This window comes from Chromobacterium vaccinii (assembly GCF_000971335.1).
GTDB classification, from domain to species: Bacteria; Pseudomonadota; Gammaproteobacteria; order Burkholderiales; family Chromobacteriaceae; genus Chromobacterium; species Chromobacterium vaccinii.
This window is the reverse complement of sequence record NZ_JZJL01000024.1, coordinates 1-22,388: the sequence shown is the minus strand read 5'-3', so window position 1 is coordinate 22,388 and position 22,388 is coordinate 1. Positions and strand designations below refer to the sequence as shown.

35 protein-coding genes are annotated in these 22,388 nt (G+C 59.8%); 4 read left to right on the top strand and 31 right to left on the bottom strand.

The window, feature by feature from the left end:
* The first annotated feature begins 3 nt into the window (after positions 1-3).
* Both VL52_RS13025 and lnt read left to right on the top strand, forming a co-directional pair.
* A complete protein-coding gene (locus tag VL52_RS13025; protein WP_021477432.1) occupies positions 4-855 on the top strand; it encodes a CorC family transporter in 852 nt (283 codons plus the stop codon).
* A gap of 64 nt (positions 856-919) precedes the next feature.
* On the top strand, positions 920-2,410 hold the full coding sequence (lnt, locus tag VL52_RS13020) for an apolipoprotein N-acyltransferase (protein WP_046157413.1): 1,491 nt from the start codon (positions 920-922) through the stop codon (positions 2,408-2,410).
* 81 nt (positions 2,411-2,491) lie between these two features.
* Here lnt and VL52_RS13015 read toward each other — a convergent pair whose 3' ends face one another.
* Positions 2,492-4,135: a methyl-accepting chemotaxis protein gene (locus tag VL52_RS13015; RefSeq protein WP_046157412.1), complete on the bottom strand. Its 1,644-nt coding sequence runs from the start codon at positions 4,133-4,135 to the stop codon at positions 2,492-2,494.
* Between the two features lie 174 nt (positions 4,136-4,309).
* Positions 4,310-6,187, bottom strand: coding sequence for a methyl-accepting chemotaxis protein (locus VL52_RS13010; RefSeq protein WP_046157411.1), 1,878 nt, complete (start codon positions 6,185-6,187; stop codon positions 4,310-4,312).
* A gap of 383 nt (positions 6,188-6,570) precedes the next feature.
* On the opposite strand from VL52_RS13010, the gene VL52_RS13005 reads away from it, so the two are divergent.
* On the top strand, positions 6,571-7,368 hold the full coding sequence (locus VL52_RS13005) for an MOSC domain-containing protein (RefSeq protein ID WP_046157410.1): 798 nt from the start codon (positions 6,571-6,573) through the stop codon (positions 7,366-7,368).
* Positions 7,369-7,401: 33 nt separating this feature from the next.
* Positions 7,402-8,316, top strand: coding sequence for a glutaminase (locus VL52_RS13000; protein WP_046157409.1), 915 nt, complete (start codon positions 7,402-7,404; stop codon positions 8,314-8,316).
* A gap of 94 nt (positions 8,317-8,410) precedes the next feature.
* On the opposite strand, the gene rplQ is transcribed toward VL52_RS13000, so the two are convergent.
* The 29 genes from rplQ to rpsJ form a co-directional block, all read right to left on the bottom strand.
* The gene (gene rplQ, locus VL52_RS12995; RefSeq protein WP_021478373.1) at positions 8,411-8,806 is read right to left on the bottom strand and encodes a 50S ribosomal protein L17; all 396 of its coding nucleotides are present in this window, start codon (positions 8,804-8,806) and stop codon (positions 8,411-8,413) included.
* A 24-nt stretch (positions 8,807-8,830) separates the two neighbouring features.
* A complete protein-coding gene (locus VL52_RS12990) occupies positions 8,831-9,814 on the bottom strand; it encodes a DNA-directed RNA polymerase subunit alpha (protein ID WP_021478372.1) in 984 nt (327 codons plus the stop codon).
* Between the two features lie 23 nt (positions 9,815-9,837).
* Positions 9,838-10,458, bottom strand: a complete 621-nt coding sequence (gene rpsD / locus VL52_RS12985; protein ID WP_021478371.1) for a 30S ribosomal protein S4 — start codon at positions 10,456-10,458, stop codon at positions 9,838-9,840.
* A gap of 18 nt (positions 10,459-10,476) precedes the next feature.
* The gene (rpsK, locus tag VL52_RS12980; protein ID WP_011137709.1) at positions 10,477-10,872 is read right to left on the bottom strand and encodes a 30S ribosomal protein S11; all 396 of its coding nucleotides are present in this window, start codon (positions 10,870-10,872) and stop codon (positions 10,477-10,479) included.
* 17 nt (positions 10,873-10,889) lie between these two features.
* Positions 10,890-11,252 (bottom strand): 30S ribosomal protein S13, encoded by a 363-nt coding sequence (gene rpsM, locus VL52_RS12975; protein ID WP_021478370.1) that lies wholly within the window; start codon positions 11,250-11,252, stop codon positions 10,890-10,892.
* 70 nt (positions 11,253-11,322) lie between these two features.
* Positions 11,323-11,436, bottom strand: a complete 114-nt coding sequence (gene rpmJ, locus VL52_RS24030) for a 50S ribosomal protein L36 (protein WP_011137711.1) — start codon at positions 11,434-11,436, stop codon at positions 11,323-11,325.
* Positions 11,437-11,473: 37 nt separating this feature from the next.
* Positions 11,474-11,692, bottom strand: a complete 219-nt coding sequence (gene infA / locus VL52_RS12970; RefSeq protein WP_031296780.1) for a translation initiation factor IF-1 — start codon at positions 11,690-11,692, stop codon at positions 11,474-11,476.
* A gap of 23 nt (positions 11,693-11,715) precedes the next feature.
* Positions 11,716-13,035, bottom strand: coding sequence for a preprotein translocase subunit SecY (gene secY / locus VL52_RS12965; RefSeq protein ID WP_021478368.1), 1,320 nt, complete (start codon positions 13,033-13,035; stop codon positions 11,716-11,718).
* Positions 13,036-13,046: 11 nt separating this feature from the next.
* Positions 13,047-13,478: a 50S ribosomal protein L15 gene (gene rplO / locus VL52_RS12960; RefSeq protein WP_021478367.1), complete on the bottom strand. Its 432-nt coding sequence runs from the start codon at positions 13,476-13,478 to the stop codon at positions 13,047-13,049.
* A gap of 3 nt (positions 13,479-13,481) precedes the next feature.
* A complete protein-coding gene (gene rpmD, locus VL52_RS12955; protein ID WP_011137715.1) occupies positions 13,482-13,667 on the bottom strand; it encodes a 50S ribosomal protein L30 in 186 nt (61 codons plus the stop codon).
* Positions 13,660-14,178, bottom strand: a complete 519-nt coding sequence (rpsE, locus tag VL52_RS12950; protein WP_021478366.1) for a 30S ribosomal protein S5 — start codon at positions 14,176-14,178, stop codon at positions 13,660-13,662. Before rpsE ends, rpmD begins: the two co-directional genes overlap by 8 nt.
* Positions 14,179-14,191: 13 nt before the next feature.
* Positions 14,192-14,545, bottom strand: a complete 354-nt coding sequence (gene rplR / locus VL52_RS12945) for a 50S ribosomal protein L18 (RefSeq protein ID WP_021478365.1) — start codon at positions 14,543-14,545, stop codon at positions 14,192-14,194.
* A 13-nt stretch (positions 14,546-14,558) separates the two neighbouring features.
* On the bottom strand, positions 14,559-15,092 hold the full coding sequence (gene rplF / locus VL52_RS12940; RefSeq protein ID WP_021478364.1) for a 50S ribosomal protein L6: 534 nt from the start codon (positions 15,090-15,092) through the stop codon (positions 14,559-14,561).
* 9 nt (positions 15,093-15,101) lie between these two features.
* The gene (rpsH, locus tag VL52_RS12935) at positions 15,102-15,497 is read right to left on the bottom strand and encodes a 30S ribosomal protein S8 (RefSeq protein ID WP_021478363.1); all 396 of its coding nucleotides are present in this window, start codon (positions 15,495-15,497) and stop codon (positions 15,102-15,104) included.
* Between the two features lie 14 nt (positions 15,498-15,511).
* Positions 15,512-15,817, bottom strand: a complete 306-nt coding sequence (gene rpsN / locus VL52_RS24025; protein WP_082107071.1) for a 30S ribosomal protein S14 — start codon at positions 15,815-15,817, stop codon at positions 15,512-15,514.
* A 4-nt stretch (positions 15,818-15,821) separates the two neighbouring features.
* On the bottom strand, positions 15,822-16,361 hold the full coding sequence (rplE, locus tag VL52_RS12925; RefSeq protein ID WP_021478362.1) for a 50S ribosomal protein L5: 540 nt from the start codon (positions 16,359-16,361) through the stop codon (positions 15,822-15,824).
* Positions 16,362-16,370: 9 nt separating this feature from the next.
* Positions 16,371-16,685 (bottom strand): 50S ribosomal protein L24, encoded by a 315-nt coding sequence (gene rplX / locus VL52_RS12920; protein WP_011137722.1) that lies wholly within the window; start codon positions 16,683-16,685, stop codon positions 16,371-16,373.
* Between the two features lie 11 nt (positions 16,686-16,696).
* Positions 16,697-17,065 carry a 50S ribosomal protein L14 gene (rplN, locus tag VL52_RS12915; RefSeq protein WP_011137723.1) on the bottom strand — a complete coding sequence of 123 codons (369 nt, stop codon included), beginning with the start codon at positions 17,063-17,065 and terminating at the stop codon, positions 16,697-16,699.
* A 209-nt stretch (positions 17,066-17,274) separates the two neighbouring features.
* The gene (rpsQ, locus tag VL52_RS12910; RefSeq protein WP_021478361.1) at positions 17,275-17,538 is read right to left on the bottom strand and encodes a 30S ribosomal protein S17; all 264 of its coding nucleotides are present in this window, start codon (positions 17,536-17,538) and stop codon (positions 17,275-17,277) included.
* 1 nt (position 17,539) lies between these two features.
* Complete coding sequence (gene rpmC, locus VL52_RS12905) at positions 17,540-17,728, bottom strand: 50S ribosomal protein L29 (RefSeq protein WP_021478360.1); 189 nt, start codon at positions 17,726-17,728, stop codon at positions 17,540-17,542.
* A complete protein-coding gene (gene rplP / locus VL52_RS12900; protein ID WP_011137726.1) occupies positions 17,728-18,144 on the bottom strand; it encodes a 50S ribosomal protein L16 in 417 nt (138 codons plus the stop codon). Before rplP ends, rpmC begins: the two co-directional genes overlap by 1 nt.
* On the bottom strand, positions 18,128-18,829 hold the full coding sequence (gene rpsC, locus VL52_RS12895; protein ID WP_021478359.1) for a 30S ribosomal protein S3: 702 nt from the start codon (positions 18,827-18,829) through the stop codon (positions 18,128-18,130). The genes rplP and rpsC overlap by 17 nt, the downstream gene beginning before the upstream one ends.
* Positions 18,830-18,839: 10 nt before the next feature.
* Positions 18,840-19,169, bottom strand: a complete 330-nt coding sequence (gene rplV, locus VL52_RS12890; protein ID WP_021478358.1) for a 50S ribosomal protein L22 — start codon at positions 19,167-19,169, stop codon at positions 18,840-18,842.
* Positions 19,170-19,178: 9 nt separating this feature from the next.
* A complete protein-coding gene (gene rpsS / locus VL52_RS24020) occupies positions 19,179-19,457 on the bottom strand; it encodes a 30S ribosomal protein S19 (protein WP_011137729.1) in 279 nt (92 codons plus the stop codon).
* Between the two features lie 6 nt (positions 19,458-19,463).
* The gene (rplB, locus tag VL52_RS24015) at positions 19,464-20,297 is read right to left on the bottom strand and encodes a 50S ribosomal protein L2 (protein ID WP_021478356.1); all 834 of its coding nucleotides are present in this window, start codon (positions 20,295-20,297) and stop codon (positions 19,464-19,466) included.
* Between the two features lie 11 nt (positions 20,298-20,308).
* Positions 20,309-20,617, bottom strand: a complete 309-nt coding sequence (gene rplW / locus VL52_RS12880; protein WP_021478355.1) for a 50S ribosomal protein L23 — start codon at positions 20,615-20,617, stop codon at positions 20,309-20,311.
* Positions 20,614-21,234 carry a 50S ribosomal protein L4 gene (gene rplD, locus VL52_RS12875; RefSeq protein ID WP_011137732.1) on the bottom strand — a complete coding sequence of 207 codons (621 nt, stop codon included), beginning with the start codon at positions 21,232-21,234 and terminating at the stop codon, positions 20,614-20,616. The genes rplW and rplD overlap by 4 nt, the downstream gene beginning before the upstream one ends.
* Positions 21,234-21,878: a 50S ribosomal protein L3 gene (gene rplC / locus VL52_RS12870; RefSeq protein WP_021478354.1), complete on the bottom strand. Its 645-nt coding sequence runs from the start codon at positions 21,876-21,878 to the stop codon at positions 21,234-21,236. The genes rplD and rplC overlap by 1 nt, the downstream gene beginning before the upstream one ends.
* Positions 21,879-22,036: 158 nt before the next feature.
* On the bottom strand, positions 22,037-22,348 hold the full coding sequence (gene rpsJ, locus VL52_RS12865) for a 30S ribosomal protein S10 (protein ID WP_011137734.1): 312 nt from the start codon (positions 22,346-22,348) through the stop codon (positions 22,037-22,039).
* Between the last annotated feature and the right edge of the window lie 40 nt (positions 22,349-22,388).

Genomic DNA, 22,388 nt, shown 5'->3' with positions numbered 1-22,388 from the left:
GAAATGGAAGACCCCAGTAAACCGCGACCCAGTTGGCTTGAACGCCTGTCCACCATGCTCTTGCGCGAGCCGGAAGACCGCGAGGAGTTGATCGAGCTGTTGCACAACGCCTTCGAGCGCAACCTGCTCGACGCCGAGGCCCTCGGCATGATCGAAGGCGTGCTGGAGGTCAGCGAGCTGACCGTGCGCGACGTGATGATTCCGCGCAGCCAGATGCACGTGCTGAACATCGACGACCCCATCGCCCGCTTCCTGCCGACCGTGATCGATTCCGGCCACTCGCGCTTCCCGGTGATAGGCGAAAGCAAGGATGACGTGCAAGGCATCCTGCTGGCCAAGGAGTTGCTGCGTTACTTCCATGCGCCCTCCACCTTCAATCTGAAGAACGTGCTGCGCCCGGCGGTGTTCGTGCCGGAGTCCAAGCCGCTGAACGTGCTGCTGCGCGACTTCCGCGCCACCCACAACCACATGGCGGTGGTGGTCGACGAATACGGCGGCGTCTGCGGCCTGGTGACCATCGAAGACGTGATCGAGCAGATCGTCGGCGACATCGAGGACGAGTACGACATCGACGACGACGAGGACGACATCGTGCCGGTGCGCGGCAACGAGCGTTACCGCGTCAAGGCGCTGACCGAGATCGAGGACTTCAACCACTACTTCGGCACCGACTACGCCGACGACGACGTCGACACCGTCGGCGGCCTGGTGATCTCGCTGACCGGCCACCTGCCCAAGCGCGGCGAGAAGATAGAAGCCGCCGGCCTGCGCTTCACCGTGCTGCGCGCCGACAGCCGCCGCCTGGACACCCTGCTGGTGGAACGCATCCAGGCCTCCCTCGACATGGCCGAATAAGGCTATGCTGAATGCAGCCGGCAGCCGCCGGCTGCAACTCTCGTATTCAACTGCAACAAGCCCCATGCGAATCCTGATCCTGCTATTGGCCGCCGCGCTGGCCGGCGCCCTCACCCTGTTTGCCTTCGCCCCCTATCGGCTGTTCTGGCTGATGCCGATCACGCTTGCCGCGCTGGTCGAGCTGCTGCAGCGCGAGCCGCGCCGCGCGTTCTGGATAGGCTATGCCTGGGGACTGGGCGCCTATGTCAGCAACTTTCGCTGGATCTACGACAGCCTGCACGACGTGGCCGGCCTGCCGGCCTGGATCGCCGCGCCGCTGGTGCTGCTGCTGCCGGCCTATCTGGCGTTGTACCCGGGCCTGGCCTCCTGGCTGGCCTGCCGCATCGATCCTCGGCCCGGCGTGCGCTGGCTGCTGGCCTTCCCGGCCGCCTGGGAATTGGGCGAATGGCTGCGCGGCTGGGTGATGACCGGCTTTCCCTGGGGCGCGGCCGGTTATTCGCAGATCACCGAAAGCCCGCTGGCGGGCTACGCGCCGGTCGGCGGCATTCATCTGGTCAGCTACCTGGTGGCGCTGTCCGCCGGCGCGCTGGCCATGCTCGCGCGCGCCGGCATGCGGCAGCGGATCGGCATCCTGATCGCCGCCGCGCTGATCTGGGGCAGCGGCGTGTGGCTGCGCGACATCGAGTGGACCCATCCGGTCGGCAAGCCGATCACGGTGGCATTGGCCCAGGGCAATATCGCCCAGGAGCTGAAATGGTCGCCGGAAAACCTGGAAAACTCGCTGCTCACCTATTACCGCCAAGTGGCGATGACCCGCGCCGACCTGATGATCCTGCCGGAAACCGCGCTGCCGCTGTTCCTCGACGATCTGCCGTCCGGCTATCTGTCGATGATCCGCGGCGAAGCGTCCCGCGCCGGCATGGCGCTGGCCAGCGGCATCCCGCGCCGCACCAACGACGGCCGCGGCTATCTGAATTCGGTGGTGGCGCTGTCCGATCCGAAAATGCCCTATTACGCCAAGGACCACCTGGTGCCCTTCGGCGAGTTCGTGCCGCTGCCGGGCCTGATAGGCTGGATCTACCAGCACATGGACATGCCGCTGTCCGGCTTCAGCCGCGGCGGCGCGGATCAGGCGCCGCTGACGCTGGCGGGGCACAAGGTGGCGTTCAACGTCTGCTACGAGGATAGCTTCGGCGAGGAGCTGATCGGCCCGGCCGCCCGCGCCGACATCCTGGCCAACGTCAGCAACCTGGCCTGGTTCGGCAAGAGCGAGGCGATGAGCCAGCATCTGCAGCTATCGCAGGCCCGGTCGCTGGAAACCGGCCGTTACATGCTGCGCGCCACCAATAACGGCATGACCGCCATCATCCGCCCGGACGGCGAAATCTCGGCGGTGGCAGCCCCGTTCACCGCACAGGTGCTGACCGGTTTCGCCCAGAGCCGCCAGGGTCTGACGCCTTACATGCGCGTCGGCAACCTGCCGGTCATCATCGGCTGCGGCGCGCTGCTGCTGCTGGCCCTGCTGCTGGGCTGGCGCCGCCGCGGCCAGCACTAGGCCGCATTGATCAAAAAAGCCCGGCGCGCTGCCGGGCTTTTCGCATCCACTCCCGCGCGCCCCCCGCGCCCCCCGCGCCGCTCAGCCTCTTACCGAGAAGCGCGACACCAGTTGCCGCAGATTGGCCGCCAATTGGTGCATATTATGGATGGCCTGCGACGCCGACTGCGACGCCGACGCGTTGCTGGTGGCGCTGTGGGCGATCTGCTCCACGTGCTGGGCGATGGTCTGGCTGGCCGCGCTCTGCTCCTTCAGCGCGTGGGAAATATCGCCGATCACGTCGACCACGCCGCTGGCGCTGTCCTGGATGCGGGCGATCTCGGAACCCGCCTGCTCGGCTAGCCCCAGCCCCGCCTTCACCCGCGACACCGCCTCCTCCATGCTGTGGCGGGAGTGCTCGGCCCCCTGCTGCACATCCTGGATCATGGAGGCGATTTCCTGCGTCGCCTGCGCGGTGCGCTCGGACAGCTTGCGCACCTCGTCGGCCACCACCGCGAAGCCGCGCCCCATCTCGCCGGCCCGCGCCGCCTCGATCGCCGCGTTCAAGGCCAGCAGATTGGTCTGGTCGGCGATATCCTTGATCACCTGCATGATGCTGGAAATGGTCTGGGTCTTGTCCGCCAGGCTGGTGATGATGCCCGAGGTCTGGTCGACCGCGTCGTTGATGCGCCGCATTTCGCTGACCGCCTCGGCGATCACCGCCCCGCCGCTCTTGGACAGCGTGCCGGACTCGTTGGCCAGGTTGCGCGCATCCTGCGAGCGGTCGGAAATGTGATTGACGCTGACGGTGAGCTGCTCGATCGACGCCGCCATCGCCGTGGCCGCCGCGCTCTGCTGCTCGGAGCCGCGCCCCACCGCCTCGGCCTCGCCGGTCACCTTGCTGCTGACCTGGGACAGCTGGTTGGCGCCGTCTATGATGTCGCGCACCAGCCGCTCCAGCTCGCGCTGCATCGCGCCCACCGCGGACATCAGGCTGTCCTGATCGCCCTCCTTCACCGCCACGTCCTCGTCCAGATGGCCGGCGGCGATGCGCTTGACCACCGCCACCGTCTCCTGCGGATCGGCGCCCAGCTGGCTCAGCACATTGCGCAATATCATGCCGCCCATGCCCAGCAGCACCAGCAGCGCCGCCGCCAGCACGCCGCCCAGCCACAACAACTCCCGATGGAAGGCGGCTGAAACATCGTCCAGATAAATGCCGGTGCCGACGATCCAATGCCACTTCGGCGTGGTGGTGACATAGGAAATCTTGGGTTGGGGCTGATCGAAGCCGGGCTTGCTCCACACGTACTCGCCATAACCTCCGCCGCCCGGCGATGAAATCGCGTTCTGAAACAGCGTCTTCAACTCGATGCCGTTCGGATCCTTCACTCCGGCCAGGTTCTTGCCGATCAGTTCCGGTTTGGCGCCGTGGGCGACGTAATTCCAGTCCGAGTCATAGGCGAAGAAATAATCCGCCTTCTCGTAATGCATCGAACTCAGCGCCTTGGACAGCATGCGCTTGGCGTCGGCCTCGCCGATCTTGCCGCTTTCCACCAGCTTCTCGTAGCTGGATACCAGGCCCACCGCGCTCTGCACCAGATTGCGCACCTTGTCCTGCCTGTCCTGCAGCATCACCTGGCGCTGGTTGTACACCGATACCACGCCCAGGCCGCACACCACCGCCACCACCAGCGCCATCAAGCCGACCAGGCGGGCCTTCAAGCTCATGCCTGCGTTTGCCATTTCCCGCTCCTTCCCCAACTCCGCACGTATTCGTGCTTGTTTTGATAGTTCGACTACAAAATCATTCTAGAAACGGATGCCCCCCGCCGCCACGCCGTTTTGCGCATTCCGATCAAGCGCAAGGCTCGCAGGCATGAAAAAGCCCGGACATGCCGGGCTTGAGGGACGGGTCGATCAGACGCGGAAGCTGGAGAACAGCTGCCGCATGCTGCTGGCCGAGTGCGACAGCTCGGACAGCGTGTCGCGCACGGTCTGCAAGGCGTCGTCGCTGTCGACGATGCGGCCATTGATCTGCTCGGTGCTCTGGGCGATCATCGTGGTGGCCTTGTGCTGCTCGCTGGTGGACAAGGTTATCTCGTTCATCTTGGCCATCACCTCCTGCATCGCCTGCTGGATCTTCTCGATGCGCTGCACCGCGCCCAGCGTCAGCTCCACGCCGCCGTCGACCGAGCTGACGGTGCGCTGCATATTGCTGACCGCCTGGCTGGTTTCCTCGCGGATGGTGCTGACCATGCCGGAAATCTCCACCGTGGCCTGGCCGGTGCGCTCGGCCAGCTTGCGCACCTCGTCGGCCACCACCGCGAAGCCACGGCCCATTTCGCCAGCGCGCGCCGCTTCGATCGCCGCGTTCAGCGCCAACAGATTGGTCTGGTCGGCGATGTCCTTGATCACATTGGTGATGCCGCTGATCTGCTGCGAACGCTGATCGAGCGAGCCCAGCATGGTGGACAGTCCCTTCACCGCCTCGACGGTGCTGTTCATCTCCTGCGAGATCTGCTGCATGCCGTGCGCGCTCTCGCTGGAGACCTGGCCGGTATGGTTGACCAGGCCGTCCGCCTCGCGTGCCGCGTCGGCGATGTGCGAGATGCTGACGGTGATCTCCTCCAGCGTGGCCGCGTTGGAGCTGGACACGTCGGAAATCTGGCGCGAATCGTGCGCCACCTTGTCCACGGTGTCGGTCACGCTCTCGACGCCGCCGGTCACCCGTTCGGCCTCTTCCTTCACCGCGATGAACATCTTCTGCAGTTGGCCGATGAAGCGGTTGAACGCGGTGGCGGTTTCGGCGATCTCGTCCTGGCCGGTCACCTGGATGCGGCGGGTCAGGTCGCCTTCACCCTGGGAAATTTCCAGCATCGCGTTGCGCAGGCGGCCCAGCCCGGCCAGCATCTTGCTCAGCATCACGCTCGCCACCGGGATCAGGATCAACACGCACAGCGCGCCGATGCCGATCACAGTCAGCAGCAAGGTGTTCAGCGGCCCGGTGACCACAGACTCGTCGGTCACCACGCCCAGCAGCCAGTTGGTGCCCTCCACAGGCTGCACCTCGATCAGCTTGCTCTCGCCCCCGATGTTGACCTCCTGCATCGTGGTATCGGTCGCCAGTTTCGTCAGACGATCGCTGGTCAGCTCCGGGACTTTCTCGGACAGCGGCTTCAGCGTCAGGCTGGCGTCCGGGTGGGCGATCACCTTGCCGCTCTTGTCCACCAGAAAAGCGTAGCCGTTGCCGCGCAGCTTGACCGACAGCACGGTCTTGACCAGGTCGTCGATGAAGATGTCGCCGCCGACCACCGCCTTCAGCGTGCTGCCGTCCTTGACCGGCGACACGAAGGTCACCACCAGTTTCTTGGTGTCGAAATCGACATAGGGATCGGATACGCCGGGGTTGCCGCTGGCCGACGCCTGCTGATACCACGGCCTTGCCACCGGATCGTAGCCTTGCGGCTGCGGCTTCATGTCGGAGCGGATCATCACATGATCGGCGGTGCCGATATAGGTCATGTCGAAGCCGCCGGCCTGGCTCATCCTGGCCAGGGTCTGGCGCGGATCCGGCGTGCCCACCAGCGGATTGGCCGCGATCACCACGCCCACCTTGCTCTTGTACCAGCTGCTCACCAGGGCCGAGTAGCCCTTGGAGGTGCCGCCCAACTCATTATCGACGCCTCGGACGATCTCATTCCGCATCTGGCCGTAAACCAGCACGGTAATCACCATACCCAGCAATACCAGCAGCAGGGCAATCACTGCAATCAGCTTGACACGCAAAGAGCGCATTACACTTCCTCCTCATCCCCAATTACTTGCCAGGCCGCATCGACCGCGGGCTTGCGGCATCGGGCGCTGTTATCTTGTAAGCCTCTACTCAGGTTTAGTCCGAATAAGCATAAAGCTCAACGAACAATTCCCTTCTCGCAAATTTTGCCCTCCATTTTCCCAGATGGCATGAAACATCCACTCCATCGACAGCGCCGGCCATCGCATGACAGTCCGACAATAAGCGGCGGGCATCTCAATGTAAATGGCCGATCACAGATATGCAATGCCCGCGTTACAACTTGCCGCTCCCATCCAGGCGCCATGCTTGAAAATCGGCACGCCGCGCCCGTCCCCCGCCGCCTCCGTGCTAGCATGCCGTCTATACGACAATGGAGACCCCCATGCACCTGAGCGCCATGTTCGTCCATCCGGTGAAATCCTGCCGCGGCATCGCCTTCGACCGCGCCTATGCGGGCAAGCTGGGCTTGCTTCACGACCGCGAATGGCTGCTGGTCAGCCCGGACGGCCAACAGATCACCGCGCGCACGCATCCCCAACTGGTCACCGTCCGCGCCGAGCTGTTGCCGGGCGGCGTGCTGCTGCATCGCGCCGGCAAACCGCCGATCTTCGCGATGGCCACCGTATACACCCGGCCTCATCCGGCCCAGGTCTGGAAGGACGGCTTCCAGGCCTGGCACGGCGACGAGCGCGTCGATGCCTGGTTCGCCGATCTCCTCGGCTGCGAATGCCGGCTGCTGTGGCTGGGCGCGCAATCCAACCGCGCGTTCAAGGGCGGCTCCGACAAGATGAGCTTCGCCGACGGCTATCCCTTCCTGCTGGTCAACCAGGCCTCGCTCGACGATTTGAACCGCCAGCTCCCCGAGCCCGTCACGCTGCGCCACTTCCGTCCCAATCTGGTCGTGAGCGGCGCGTATCCGTGGGAAGAAGACGATTGGCAGGTGATCCGCATCGGCGGCCTTGAATTCGACGTGATGAAACCCTGCGCGCGCTGCGTGCTGACCACCGTGGATCCGGACCTGGGCGAAAAGCGCGCCGATGGCGAGCCGCTGCAGACCCTGGTCCGCACCCGCCGCCAGGATGAAGGCGTCTGCTTCGGCATGAACCTGCGCGCTCGCAACGAAGGCGTGCTTGAGTTGGACGCGCCGGTCGAGGTTCTGGAACAGCGCTACAGCTTCTAGACTGGGCTGCCGGCAAGTGCTTACAATCTGTCAATGAATCTGCAAGCGCTCATTGAAGATATCCGGCAGCAAGTGCTGCCGTTTTATGACCGCGGCCAAGTCGCCGACTATATCCCGGCGTTGGCCTCGGTGTCGCCGCATCAGTTCGGCTTCGCCATCCACACCCTGGATGGACAGGAATATGGCTGCGGCGAATCCGACGTCCCGTTCTCCATCCAAAGCATCAGCAAGGCCTTCATGCTGGCCCTGACGCTGCAGGCCGACGGCGAGGCGCTGTGGCGCCACGTCGGCAAGGAACCGTCCGGCAATCCGTTCAACTCGCTGGTGCAGCTGGAATACGAGCACGGCATTCCGCGCAATCCCTTCATCAACGCCGGCGCGCTGGCGGTCACCGACCGCGCAATCAGCCATTTTGGCGACGCGCACTTGCAGCTGCTGGCCTGGCTGCGGAATGAGGCCGGCAACCCCCGTCTCGCCGCCGACGAGGCGATCGCCGCCTCGGAGCGCGAGCACGGCGACCGCAACGCGGCGCTGGCCCACTTCATGAAAAGCTACGGCAACCTCGACCATCCGGTGGAGACGGTGCTGGATCATTACTTCCACAACTGCAGCATTTCGATGAGCTGCCTCGAGCTGGCCCGCGCCGGCCTGTTCCTGGCCAACCACGGCGCCTCGCCCCAAACCGGACGACAATACCTGACTCGCAGCCAGGCCAAACAGGTGAACGCCGTCATGTTGACTTGCGGCACTTACGACGCCGCCGGCGAATTCGCCTACCGCGTCGGCCTGCCGGTGAAAAGCGGCGTCGGCGGCGGCCTGCTGGCGGTGATTCCGGGCAAGATGAGCATCGCGGTATGGAGTCCTCAGCTGGATGCCCGCGGCAACTCGGTACTGGGCCTGGAGGCGCTGGACCGTTTCACCACCCGCACCGGACTGTCCATCTTCTAGACGCGACAATGCCGGGCCCGCTAGGCAAACCCGGCTTTCCAGTCATGAAAAAAGCCAGCTCCAAGGAGCTGGCTTTTTCTTTCAACTTCGTCGATTAATCGGCGGAGTTGTCTTCTACGGCAACGGCGTCTTCCGGACGGTCCACCAGCTCTACCAGAGCCATCGGGGCGTTGTCGCCCTTGCGGAAACCGTACTTCAGGATGCGCACGTAACCGCCATTGCGGGTAGCGTAACGCGAGCCGAGCACGTCGAAGAGTTTAACCACGATTTCGCGGTCACGGGTGCGGTCGAACGCCAGACGACGGTTGGCGAGAGACGGCTTTTTGCCGAGCGTGATGAGCGGCTCGGCCACACGACGCAGTTCCTTGGCCTTCGGCAGCGTGGTCACGATAACTTCGTGCTTCAGCAGCGAGTTGGCCATGTTACGCAGCATCGCCAGACGATGGCTGGTCGTGCGGTTCAGTTTACGATTACTGTAACGATGACGCATTGTTAATGTCCTTTAGTCTCAAACTTACGGCTTTTCCAGACCAGCCGGAGGCCAGTTCTCGAGCTTCATGCCGAGAGTCAGGCCCTTGGAAGCGAGAACTTCCTTGATCTCGTTCAGCGACTTGCGGCCGAGGTTCGGTGTCTTCAGAAGCTCGGTTTCGGTGCGCTGGATCAGATCGCCGATGTAATAAATGTTCTCTGCTTTCAGGCAGTTGGCCGAACGGACCGTCAGTTCAAGATCGTCTACCGGACGCAGCAGGATCGGATCGATCGGCGGCGCCTTTTCAACGACTTCTTCAACCGCTGTGCCCTGGAGGTCGGCAAAGATCGACAGCTGGTCCATCAGGATGCGGGCTGCGTTGCGCACAGCCTGCTCCGGCTCGATGACGCCGTTGGTCTCGATGTCGAGAACCAGGCGGTCGAGGTCGGTACGCTGTTCAACACGGGCGCTTTCCACAGCGAAGCTCACGCGGCGAACCGGCGAGAAGGAAGCGTCCAGTTGAATGGTACCGATGGAACGGTTGTCGTCATGGCTGGTGCGAACGGACACCGGCTGATAGCCGCGCCCCTTCTCAACCTTGACCTCCATGTCGATCTTGCCGCCGGAGGAGATGTGACAAATCACGTGTTCCGGATTGATCACTTCCACATCATGCGGCAGCTCGATATCGCTAGCCAAGACAGCGCCCTCGCCTTCCTTTTTCAAGGTCAGCACGACACTGTCGCGACCATGCAGCTTAAGCACTACGCCCTTGAGGTTGAGGAGGATGTCAACGACATCCTCCCGCACGCCGTCAAGTGCGGAATACTCATGCAAAACGCCAGCGATAGTCACTTCGGTCGGAGCATAGCCCGGCATCGACGACAGCAGGATACGACGCAGCGAATTGCCCAGGGTATGGGCATAGCCGCGCTCGAACGGCTCCATCGACACGCGAGCGTGAGTGGCGGAAACCGGCTGTACATCGATCAGACGAGGTTTCAGAAATTCCGAAGCGCTGTTTTGCATAGTCATTCCCTAAGAGCTAGCGATTACTTGGAGTAGAATTCCACAACGAGTTGTTCGTTGATATCGCTAGACAGTTCGGAACGTTCCGGAGTGGATTTGAAAACGCCTTCCATTTTCTTGGAGTCAACAGACACCCAAGACGGGAAGCCGCCTTGCTCGGCCAGAGCCAGGCCTTCGACGATACGGGCCTGCTTCTTGGCCTTCTCACGGACGGTCACTACGTCACCGGCTTTAACCTGGTAAGACGGAATGTTCACAACCTGGCCGTTCACAACGATAGCCTTGTGGCTGACCAGCTGGCGCGCTTCGGCGCGAGTGGAGCCAAAGCCCATGCGATATACAACGTTGTCCAGGCGGGACTCAAGCAGCTTCAGCAGGTTTTCACCCGTGGAGCCCTTGCGGCGGACAGCTTCCGCAAAGTAATTGCGGAACTGACGCTCGAGTACGCCGTAGATGCGGCGGATTTTCTGCTTTTCACGCAGCTGGACGCCGTAGTCCGACAGACGGCCGCGACGGGCGCCGTGCTGGCCGGGGGCAGCATCCAGTTTGCATTTGGAATCCAGTGCACGACGCGCGCTCTTCAGGAAAAGGTCGGTGCCTTCACGACGAGCGAGCTTGCACTTCGGGCCAATATAACGTGCCATGTTCTCACACTCTCCGAATTAGATACGACGTTTTTTGGGCGGACGGCAACCGTTGTGCGGTACCGGCGTCACGTCGGAGATGCTGGTGATCTTGAAACCCAGCGAGTTGAGTGCGCGAACAGCGGATTCACGACCCGGGCCCGGGCCTTTGATACGAACTTCGAGGTTCTTCACACCATATTCTTGGGCAACTTTACCAGCGTGCTCTGCAGCTACCTGAGCGGCAAAGGGTGTACTCTTGCGCGAGCCCTTAAAACCAGCGCCGCCAGAGGTAGCCCAAGACAGTGCATTGCCTTGACGGTCGGTGATAGTGATGATGGTGTTGTTGAACGAAGCGTGCACGTGCACGATGCCTTCGCTAACAGACTTGCGCACTTTTTTACGTACACGGACAGCTGTGTTTGCTTTAGCCATTCTCTGTGTTCCTTAGTTTACTTCTTGCCGGCAATCGCCTTGCGCGGACCCTTGCGGGTACGGGCATTGGTGCGAGTGCGTTGACCGCGGCACGGCAAGCCGCGACGATGGCGGAAGCCGCGATAGCAGCCCATGTCCATCAGACGCTTGATGCTCATGGTGATTTCACGACGCAGATCACCTTCAACGGTGAACTTGGCGACTTGATCACGCAGAGTCTCCATCTCAGCTTCAGTCAGATCCTTCACCTTGGTGGAAGGATTCACGCCAGCTGCAGCACAAATTTGCTGAGCGCGAGTCTGACCGACGCCGAAAATTGCCTGCAGGCCGATAACGGCATGCGCATGATTGGGGATGTTTACCCCTGCAATACGGGCCATACTCTTTCCTTAAGCCTTAAGACCTTGAAAAGTTTGCGATTGTATCACGCAAATCGAGGTCTAACAAATGTTAGCCTTGTTTTTGCTTGTGACGCGGGTCCGTGCAGATCACGCGAACTACGCGATTGCGACGAATGATTTTGCAATTACGGCAAATCTTCTTTACAGAAGGCTGTACTCGCATGTTCAGATCCTTTCAAATCCAAAAAAGAGCGAATGCGTTACTTCGCACGGAACACAATACGGGCTCTGGACAGATCGTATGGAGTCAACTCCACAGTCACCTTGTCGCCCGGCAGGATGCGGATGTAGTGCATCCGCATCTTCCCAGAGATATGCCCGAGTACCACGTGTCCATTTTCAAGCTTGATCTTGAAAGTTGCGCTGGGCAAATTTTCCAAGATCTCGCCCTGCATCTGGATAGTGTCTTCCTTAGCCATATAACCCAGTGTCAACTCGTGTGTCAGCGGGTAAGGGCGTTGCCTTTGAAGTTAGCCTTCTTCAGCAAGCTCTCGTACTGATGCGACAACACGTAGGACTGCACCTGCGCCATGAAGTCCATCGTCACCACCACGATGATCAGCAGCGATGTACCGCCGAAATAGAACGGAACGTTCCACTTCAGGATCAGGAATTCCGGCAACAAGCAGACCAGCGTGATGTAGATCGCACCGATCAGCGTCAGCCGCAGGATGATCTTCTCGATATAACGAGAAGTTTGCTCACCTGGACGGATGCCCGGAATGAAAGCCCCGCTCTTCTTCAGGTTGTCAGCCGTTTCCTTCGGGTTGAAAACCAACGCCGTGTAGAAGTAGCAGAAGAAGATGATCGCCGCCGCGTACAGCAGCACATAGATCGGCTGACCCGGATGCAGCTTGTCAGCCACGCCCTTCAGCCAAGCCATGTGCTCGCCCTGGCCGAACCAACCGAGGACGGTGGCCGGAAACAGGATGATGCTCGAGGCGAAGATCGGGGGAATCACCCCCGCCATGTTCAGCTTGAGCGGCAAATGCGTGCTCTGGCCTTGCATGACGCGATTGCCCACTTGACGCTTGGCGTAGTTCACCAGCACCTTGCGTTGGCCACGCTCAGCGTAGACAACGAGGAAGGTGACCAGGATCACTCCGACAAACAGCAGCACGGCAAACAAGATGGGCAAAGAGCCCTGGCTGGTCAGAGTCAGGGTCTTGCCGATCGCAGCCGGAACACCTGCGGCGATACCCGCGCAGATGATCAGCGAGATACCGTTGCCGATACCGCGCTCGGTGATCTGCTCACCCAACCACATCAGGAACATGGTTCCAGTGACCAGAGACACCACGGTTGTCAGATAAAACTCCCACTGAGCAGTCATCACCAGATTAGGCTGCTTGTACAACATCACCGCGATGCCGAAACTTTGGAAAGTTGCGAGCGCCACGGTGGCATAACGCGTGTACTGGGTTATCTTGCGACGTCCCGCATCGCCTTCCTTCTTCAGCTGCTTCAGGCTAGGCAAAACCTCGGCCGCAAGCTGCAGAATGATGGAAGCCGAGATGTACGGCATGATGCCCAGGGCAAACACCGTAAACCTCGAGAGGGCGCCGCCCGAAAACATGTTGAACATGTCGAGCAGGCCCGTCTGCGATGTGTGGAACAACTTCGCTAGTTCGGCAGGGTTGATACCCGGGACCGGAATATGGGCACCGATACGATAAACGATCAGCGCGCCAATCAGGAACCAGATACGACGCTTCAGATCACCAAACTTATTGGCATTGGCCACTAGAGAAGTATTCGCCACAAATTTATGCCTTATTCAATGCTGCCGCCGGCAGCCTCGATGGCAGCGCGGGCGCCAGCGGTAACGCTGATACCACGCAGTTTGACCGCGCGCTCAACCTTGCCGGACAGGACTACTTTGGCAACGAGTGCCTGGGCAGCCACCAGACCGGCTTGCTTGAGAGCCAGCAGATCGATTTCATCGACCGGCAGCAGGTTCAGTTCGGACAGGCGAACTTCGCATACGAAGCGAGCTGTCAGAGACTTGAAGCCGCGCTTCGGCAGACGACGTTGCAGCGGCATTTGGCCGCCTTCGAAGCCTACCTTGTGGAAACCACCGGCACGGCTCTTCTGACCCTTGTGGCCGCGGCCGCAAGTCTTGCCCAGGCCGGAACCGATGCCACGGCCTACACGGCGCTTGGCATGCTTGGCGCCGACGCCCGGTTGTACGGTGTTCAGCAGCATCTCTTAGCCCTCGAATTTGAGCAGGTAGCTGATCTTGTTGATCATGCCACGGTTTTCAGGGGTATCGAGCACTTCAACAGTCTGACGAATCTTCTTCAGACCGAGACCGCGGGCGCAAGCCTTGTGAGACTCCAGGCGACCGATCAGGCTCTTTACCAGAGTGACCTTGACAGTCTTGGCGTTACTCATGACCCACCCCCAGGATGTCCTCGATGCTCAGGCCACGCTTGGCGGCGATTTGAGCCGGGGTATTGATCTTGCTCAGACCGTCCAGAGTCGCACGCACCACGTTGTACGGGTTCGTGGAGCCATGGATCTTGGCCGAAACATTGTGAATACCCATTGCGTCGAAGATCGCGCGCATCGGACCACCGGCCTTAACGCCAGTACCATCCTTTGCCGGCTGGATCAGGACGCGAGTCGCGCCGTGACGGCCTTCAACGGTGTGCTTCACGGTACCGTTGTACAGCTTGATCTTCACCATGTTGTGGCGGGCTTGTTCCATCGCCTTTTGTACGGCGACCGGAACTTCCTTGGAACGGCCCTTACCCATGCCGATACCGCCGTCGCCATCACCAACCACGGTCAGGGCGGAGAAAGCCATGATACGGCCGCCCTTAACCACTTTGGTGACGCGGTTGACGCTGATCATTTTCTCGACCAGACCGTCGCCGCGATCTTCCATTTCGTGCTTAGCCATTCTTTACTCCGAATTAGAATACGAGGCCGTGTTCGCGAGCGGCGTCAGCCAGTGCCTTCATGCGACCGTGGTATTTGAAACCGGAACGATCGAAAGCAACTTGCTCGATGCCAGCGGCTTTTGCCTTTTCGGCAATGCGCTGGCCGATCACGGCTGCAGCTGCCACGTTGCCACCATTGGCCATTGCGGAGCGAACATCGGCTTCCAGCGAGGAAGCGCTGGCCAGTACCTTGTTGCCGGTCTCGTCAATGATCTGGGCGTAAATGTGGCTATTGGTGCGGTGTACAGAGAGACGCACCATCTTGAGCTCCGCGATCCGTGCACGGGTTTTACGTGCGCGGCGGAGTCGAGTCTGTTTCTTGTCCATGTCAGTGCCTCAGTTACTTCTTCTTGGTTTCTTTCAGAACCACAACCTCGTCGGCATAACGCACGCCCTTGCCCTTGTAAGGCTCCGGCGAACGGTAAGCGCGAATCTCGGCTGCGACCTGGCCCACGAGCTGCTTGTCAGCGCCCTTGACCAGGATCTCGGTCTGAGTCGGAGTCTCAACTTTGACGCCAGCGGGCATCTTGTGAGCCACCGGGTGCGAGAAACCCAGAGACAGGTTCAGGGTATCGCCTTGGGCCTGGGCACGGTAGCCCACGCCGACCAGCTGCAGCTTCTTCTCGAAGCCCTTGGATACGCCGTTCACCATATTGTTCAACAGGGCGCGCAGGGTGCCGGACATGGCACGTGCGAACTTGCTGTCGTTCTTGGCGGCGAAAGTCAGCTGGTTGTTGTCCAGCTTGACTTCCACGTCGTTGCACAGAGCGGTGCTCAGGGAGCCCAGGGCGCCCTTGACAGTCACATCTGCTGCGCCGAACTTGACTTCGACGCCGGCCGGAATGGCTACCGGATTCTTAGCTACGCGAGACATTTGACCCCCTTACGCCACGACGCAGAGCAGTTCGCCGCCGATACCGGCAGCGCGCGCCTTGCGATCGGTCATCACGCCGCTGGAGGTGGACAGGATCGCCACGCCCAGGCCGTTCATGACCTTCGGGATTTCGGTGGAGCCCTTGTACACGCGCAGGCCAGGACGGGATACGCGCTCGATGCGCTCGATCACCGGACGGCCAGCGTAGTACTTGAGCTGGATATCGAGAACAGGCTTCTTCTCTTCGCCGGCGACGGCGAAGTCTTCGATGTAGCCTTCTTCTTTCAGCACCTGCGCCAGCGCAACCTTCAGCTTCGAGCAAGGCATGGAAACCTTGGTTTTGGAAGCTTGTTGGCCGTTGCGGATGCGGGTCAACATATCGGAAATAGGATCGTGCATGCTCATTTATGTGTCTCCTATTACCAGCTGGCCTTCACAACACCCGGAATCTCACCCTTCATGGCGATCTCACGCAGCTTGTTGCGACCCAAACCGAATTTACGGAACACACCACGCGGACGACCGGTCACGGCGCAGCGACGACGCTGGCGAACCGGAGAAGCGTTGCGCGGCAGTTGCTGCAGTTGCAGGCGGGCGGCGAAACGCTCTTCTTCCGAGAGGTTCTGGTTGTTGATGGTGGCGATCAGGGCGTCACGCTTGGCGGAGAACTTCTCAGCCAGCTTGACGCGCTTCTCTTCACGGTTAATCAGTGCAAGTCGTGCCATGTGCTTAACCCTTGAACGGGAACTTGAACGCGGCCAGCAGAGCGCGGGCCTCTTCGTCAGTCTTCGCCGAGGTAGTGATAGTGATGTTCATACCACGCAGAGCATCGATCTTGTCGTACTCGATTTCCGGGAAGATGATCTGTTCTTTGACGCCCATGTTGTAGTTGCCGCGGCCGTCGAAAGACTTGGCGGAAACACCACGGAAGTCGCGAACTCGCGGCAGCGCGATGGTGACCAGGCGGTCCAGGAACTCATACATGCGTTCGCGACGCAGAGTTACCTTGCAACCAACCGGATAGTCGTCGCGAATCTTGAAGCCTGCGATGGACTTGCGAGCGGTGGTGACGACCGGCTTCTGGCCGGCGATCTTTTCCATGTCGCCCACGGCGAATTCCATTACCTTCTTATCGGCAACGGCTTCACCCACGCCCATGTTCACGGTGATCTTCTCGATACGCGGAACTTGCATGATCGACTTGTAGCCGAACTGTTTCATCAGTTCCGGCACTACGCTGTCTTTGTAGAAATCGTAGAGACGTGCCATGTTTGCTCCTTAGGCGCCGATAACTTCGCCGCTGGACTTGAACACGCGCACCTTACGGCCGTCTTCAAGAACCTTGAAGCCTACGCGGTCAGCCTTTTGGCTTGCCGGATTGAAAATCGCGACGTTAGAAGCGTCGATGGGCATGGTCTTCTCGACGATACCGCCAGCTACGCCACGTACCGGGTTCGGCTTCTGGTGTTTCTTGGCGACATTCACGCCTTCCACAACCAGCTTGGTTTCCAGAACACGCAGGACAGTGCCGCGCTTACCCTTGTCTTTGCCGGTGATTACTACGACTTCATCACCCTTGCGAATCTTGCGCATGCGACCTCTCCTTACAGCACTTCAGGAGCCAGCGATACGATCTTCATGAAACGCTCGGTACGCAGTTCGCGCGTAACGGGTCCGAAGATGCGTGTGCCGATCGGCTCAAGCTTGTTGTTGAGCAGAACAGCAGCGTTGCTGTCAAACTTGATCAAAGAGCCGTCGGGACGACGCACGCCTTTGGCAGTGCGTACCACGACCGCGTTGTATACGTCGCCTTTTTTGACGCGACCACGCGGAGCGGCATCCTTGATGCTCACCTTGATGATGTCACCTACGCTAGCATAGCGACGCTTGGAGCCACCCAGCACTTTGATGCACTGAACATGACGTGCACCAGTGTTGTCAGCGACCTCAAGCATGGTCTGCATTTGGATCATTTGAGATTACCTTTCTAATCCAACTTTATCCGTCACTTTCCACTGCCGTTAGCCTGGGCATGTGTCGCCAGACTCGAACAGCGGAAACGCCACAGAACATTCTGTGGCGTGTCAAACGGCCAGTTTTGGACCCCGTAAGGGCGGAACTCCTACGCAGTTAGCGCGTAGGAGATGGCCATTATACAGAGGGACGCAGCCCTCTGCAAGCTTTATACCTGACGAGATTTCTCAACCAGGCCAGTTACCACCCACGACTTGGTCTTCGAGAGCGGGCGGGACTCGCTGATGATCACCAGATCGCCTGCCTTGAACTCGTTGTTTTCGTCGTGCGCGTGGAACTTCTTGGAGCGACGGATAATCTTGCCGTAGATCGGGTGCTTTACTTTGCGCTCGACCAGAACGGTCACAGTCTTATCCATCTTGTCGCTGACCACAACGCCGGTCAGCGTACGTACTACTTTGGTTTCGCTCATCTTAAACTGCCTTTTCTTTCAGAACGGTACGCACACGAGCAATGTCGCGACGCACTTTCTTCAGTTCAGAGGTCTTGGCGAGTTGCTGAGTAGCGTGCTGCATGCGCAGCGCAAACTGGGCCTTCAGCAGGCTCAGCAGTTCCACCTTCAGCTCGTCAACAGTTTTGGCTTTCAGTTCGGACGCTTTCATTACTGACCTACCTGTTTGGTTACGAACACAGTGGCGATCGGCAGCTTGGCGGCGGCCAGACGGAAAGCTTCGCGAGCGAGTTCCTCGGATACGCCATCCATTTCGTACAGCATCTTGCCAGGCTGAATTTCAGCCACGTAGTACTCCGGAGAGCCCTTGCCCCCGCCCATACGGACTTCGGCAGGCTTGGAGGTGATCGGCTTGTCCGGGAAGATACGGATCCAGATGCGGCCGCCACGCTTGATGTGACGGGTCATCGCACGACGCGCAGCTTCGATCTGACGCGCGGTCAGACGACCACGACCAATAGCCTTCAGACCGAAATCACCAAAGCTCACCTTGTTGCCACGAGTGGCGATACCGGTGTTACGGCCTTTGTGCTGTTTACGGTACTTGAGTCTAGTTGGCTGCAGCATTGCGGGCACCCTTTCTCATTTTCTTCTCGGGAGCTGCCGGCGCGGCCACAACTTGGCCCGGCTTCAGCTCGCCTTTGTACACCCATACCTTGATGCCGATGATGCCGTAGGTGGTCTTGGCTTCGGAGGTGGCGTAGTCCACATCGGCGCGCAGGGTATGCAGCGGCACGCGGCCTTCGCGGTACCATTCGCTACGAGCGATGTCGATGCCGTTCAGACGGCCGGACGACATGATCTTGATGCCTTCAGCACCCAGACGCATGGCGTTTTGCATGGCGCGCTTCATGGCGCGACGGAACATCACGCGCTTCTCCAGCTGGGAAGCGATGCCGTCGGCGATGATTTGCGCGTCCAGTTCCGGCTTGCGAACTTCTTCGATGTTCACATGGACCGGTACGCCCAGGCGCTTCTGCAGTTCTTGCTTCAGAACTTCAATGTCTTCGCCCTTCTTGCCGATCACGACGCCCGGACGGGCGCTGTGAATGGTGATGCGGGCGGACTTGGCCGGACGCTCGATGGTTACGCGGCCAACCGAAGCGTGACCCAGACGCTTCTTCAGGAATGCGCGAACTTCGATATCCTGTTTCAGCATTTCCGGGAAGTTCTGCGAAGACGCGAACCACTTGGAAGACCAGTTTTTGTTAACGGCAAGACGGAATCCCGTCGGATGAATCTTCTGACCCATTTCTTACCCCTTAATTGCCAACGGTCAAGGAAATGTGGCAGGTCTGCTTTTCGATGCGATTGCCACGACCCTTAGCACGGGCAGTGAAACGCTTCAGACTAGCGCCCTTGTCAACAAAGATGCTGGTGACACGCAGGGTGTCGATGTCAGCGCCTTCGTTGTGCTCGGCGTTAGCGATTGCAGATTCCAGCACTTTCTTGATGATTACCGCGCCCTTCTTCGGGGAGAAGGCCAGGATATTCAGCGCCTGGGCCACGGACTGACCGCGGACCAGATCGGCTACCAGACGGCACTTTTGAGCCGAAAGGCGAACACTTTTCAGATTTGCAGATACTCTCATCGCTTCACCTTACTTCTTCTTCGCCTTCTTGTCGGCAGCATGGCCTTTGAAGGTACGAGTCAGAGAGAATTCACCCAGTTTGTGGCCGACCATGTTTTCAGAAACATAAACCGGAACGTGAGTGCGACCGTTGTGCACAGCGATGGTCAGACCAATAAAGTCCGGCAGGATGGTCGAACGACGCGACCAGGTCTTGATCGGACGCTTGTCGCTGGTTGCCCGTACCGCATCTACCTTCTTCAGGAGATGCAGGTCAACGAACGGGCCTTTTTTCTGCGAACGTGCCATTGTCAATTACCCTTTGGTGGAATAGCGACGGCGTACGATCATGTTGTCGGTACGCTTGTTGCGACGGGTACGGAAGCCCTTGGCCGGAGTGCCCCACGGGCTAACCGGCACGCGGCCTTCGCCAGTGCGGCCTTCACCACCACCGTGCGGGTGGTCGATCGGGTTCATCGCCGTACCGCGAACGGTCGGGCGAACACCGCGCCAACGGGAAGCGCCAGCCTTACCCAGCTTGCGCAGGGAGTGCTCTTCGTTACCCACTTCACCAACGGTCGCACGGCAATCGACGTGCACCAGGCGGATCTCGCCAGAGCGCAGACGCAGTTGAGCGTACACGCCTTCGCGAGCCAGCAGCATTGCAGAAGCGCCAGCGGAACGAACCATCTGAGCGCCCTTGCCGGGTTGCATTTCCACGCAGTGGATAGTGGTACCCACCGGGATGTTGCGGATCGGCAGAGCGTTACCGGCCTTGATCGGAGCCTCGGAGCCGGACAGCAGCACGGCGCCAACTTTCACGCCGCGCGGAGCGACGATGTAGCGGCGTTCGCCATCGGCGTAGCACAACAGGGCGATGTGGGCGGTGCGGTTCGGATCGTATTCGATGCGTTCCACTTTCGCCGGGATGCCATCCTTGTTGCGACGGAAGTCGATCAGACGGTAGTGCTTCTTATGGCCGCCACCACGATGACGCGTAGTGATGTGGCCATTGTTGTTACGGCCGCCGGTCGAGTTTTTCTTCTCAACCAGGGCTGCGTGCGGAGCACCTTTGTGCAGGTCAGGGTGTACCACCTTGACAACGGCACGGCGGCCCGCGGAAGTCGGTTTTACCTTAACGATAGGCATGCTCTATCTCCTTACTCCGCCGCGGCCGGGCTAGCGGTCAGGTCAAGTTCTTGACCCTCGACCAGGCTAACATAGGCCTTTTTCCAGTCACTGCGACGACCCGTGCTGCGGCCGAAACGCTTAACCTTGCCCTTGACGTTCACAGTGGACACGCCGTCAACTTTTACGTTGAACAGCATTTCCACGGCGGCCTTGATTTCCGGCTTGGTTGCGTTGGTAGCAACACGGAACGCCACTTGCTGGTTTTTCTCAGCGATCATGGTGCTCTTCTCGGAAACGATGGGCGCAAGGATTACTTGCAACAGACGTTCTTGGTTCATGCCCACTGCTCCTCCAGTTGCTTCACGGCGTCGCGGGTGATCACGGTCTTCTTGAAGCGCAGCAGGCTGTACGGGTCAGCCTGAACCGCTTCGATAACCAGCATGTTCGGCAGGTTACGCGAAGAGAGATAGAGGTTTTCGCTCAGTTCATTGGTGATGAACAGAGCCTGCTCCAGACCCATCGGCTGAACGGCGCCGACGAATTCCTTGGTCTTCGGGCTGGCAACCGACAGGTCGTCAACCACGATCAGGCGTTCGTCACGCACCAGCTGCGACAGGATGGTCGCGATGCCCGCACGGTACATCTTGCGGTTAACCTTCTGAGTGAAGTTCTCGTCCGGCTTGTTCGGGAAGGCACGGCCACCACCACGACGGTTCGGGGTAGAGGTCATACCGGCACGAGCGTTACCAGTGCCCTTCTGACGGAACGGCTTCTTGGTCGAGTGCTTCACTTCAGCACGAGTCAGCTGGGCGCGGTTGCCGCTGCGCGCGTTCGCCAGGAACGCGGTCACAACCTGATGCACCAGAGCTTCGTTGTATTCGCGGCCGAACAGAGCGTCGGACACTTGCAGGCTGCCAACAGCCTTGCCTTGGGTATTGATTACATTCAATTCCATCACGCACCCGCTTTCACGCTAGGACGCACGACGACGTCGCCGTTCTTGGCACCCGGGACTGCGCCCTTGACCAGGATCAGCTGACGCTCGGCATCGACACGAACGATCTCGAGGCACTGAACAGTGCTCTTCACGTTGCCGTATTGACCAGCCATGCGCTTACCCGGGAAAACGCGACCCGGATCTTGAGCTTGACCGATGGAACCCGGCGTATTGTGCGAACGCGAGTTACCGTGCGAAGCACGGTTGGAAGAGAAGTTGTGGCGCTTGATCACGCCGGAGAAACCCTTACCCTTGGAGGTGCCGGTTACATCAACCAGTTGACCAACGGTGAAGATTTCGACAGCGATAGCGTCGCCCGGCTTGAAGTTGGACAGCGCGTCGGCGGACAGAGCGAACTCAGCCAGACCCAGACCAGCTTCCACGCCAGCTTTGGCGAAGTGACCGGCAGTAGCCTTGTTGACACGATTGGCCTTCTTGGAGCCATAGGTAACCTGAACGGCAGTGTAGCCGTCGGTTTCAGCGGTTTTGATTTGCGTGACGCGGTTGGAGGACATGTCCAGCACAGTTACCGGGATGGTTGCGCCATCTTCGGCAAAAATGCGGGTCATGCCGACTTTGCGACCGACAAGACCTAAACTCATGTTTATTTCCTTTTTCAGGCGCCGATTGCGATTGACCGGCATAAAAAACACGACATAAAAAACAAAAACGGACTCGCCAAAATGGCGAGTCCGGTAATGTATCACAGAAAATTCAAGAATCGCAAGCACTTAGCTCGCAAACCCTTGAACTTAAGCGATTACTGCAGCTTGATTTCCACATCCACACCGGCCGGCAGGTCGAGCTTCATCAGAGCATCAACAGTCTTGTCGGTCGGGTCTACGATGTCCATCAGACGCAGGTGAGTGCGGATTTCCAGCTGGTCGCGGGAAGTCTTGTTCACGTGCGGGGAACGCAGAACGTTGAAGCGCTCGATTTTGGTCGGCAGCGGAACCGGGCCTTTGACAACGGCACCGGTGCGCTTGGCGGTTTCAACGATTTCCTGAGCGGAACGATCGATCAGATTGTAATCGAACGCCTTCAGGCGGATGCGGATCTTTTGGCTAGACATGAGAAATCTCCGCTTCCGTTACTTGATGATCTTGGCAACG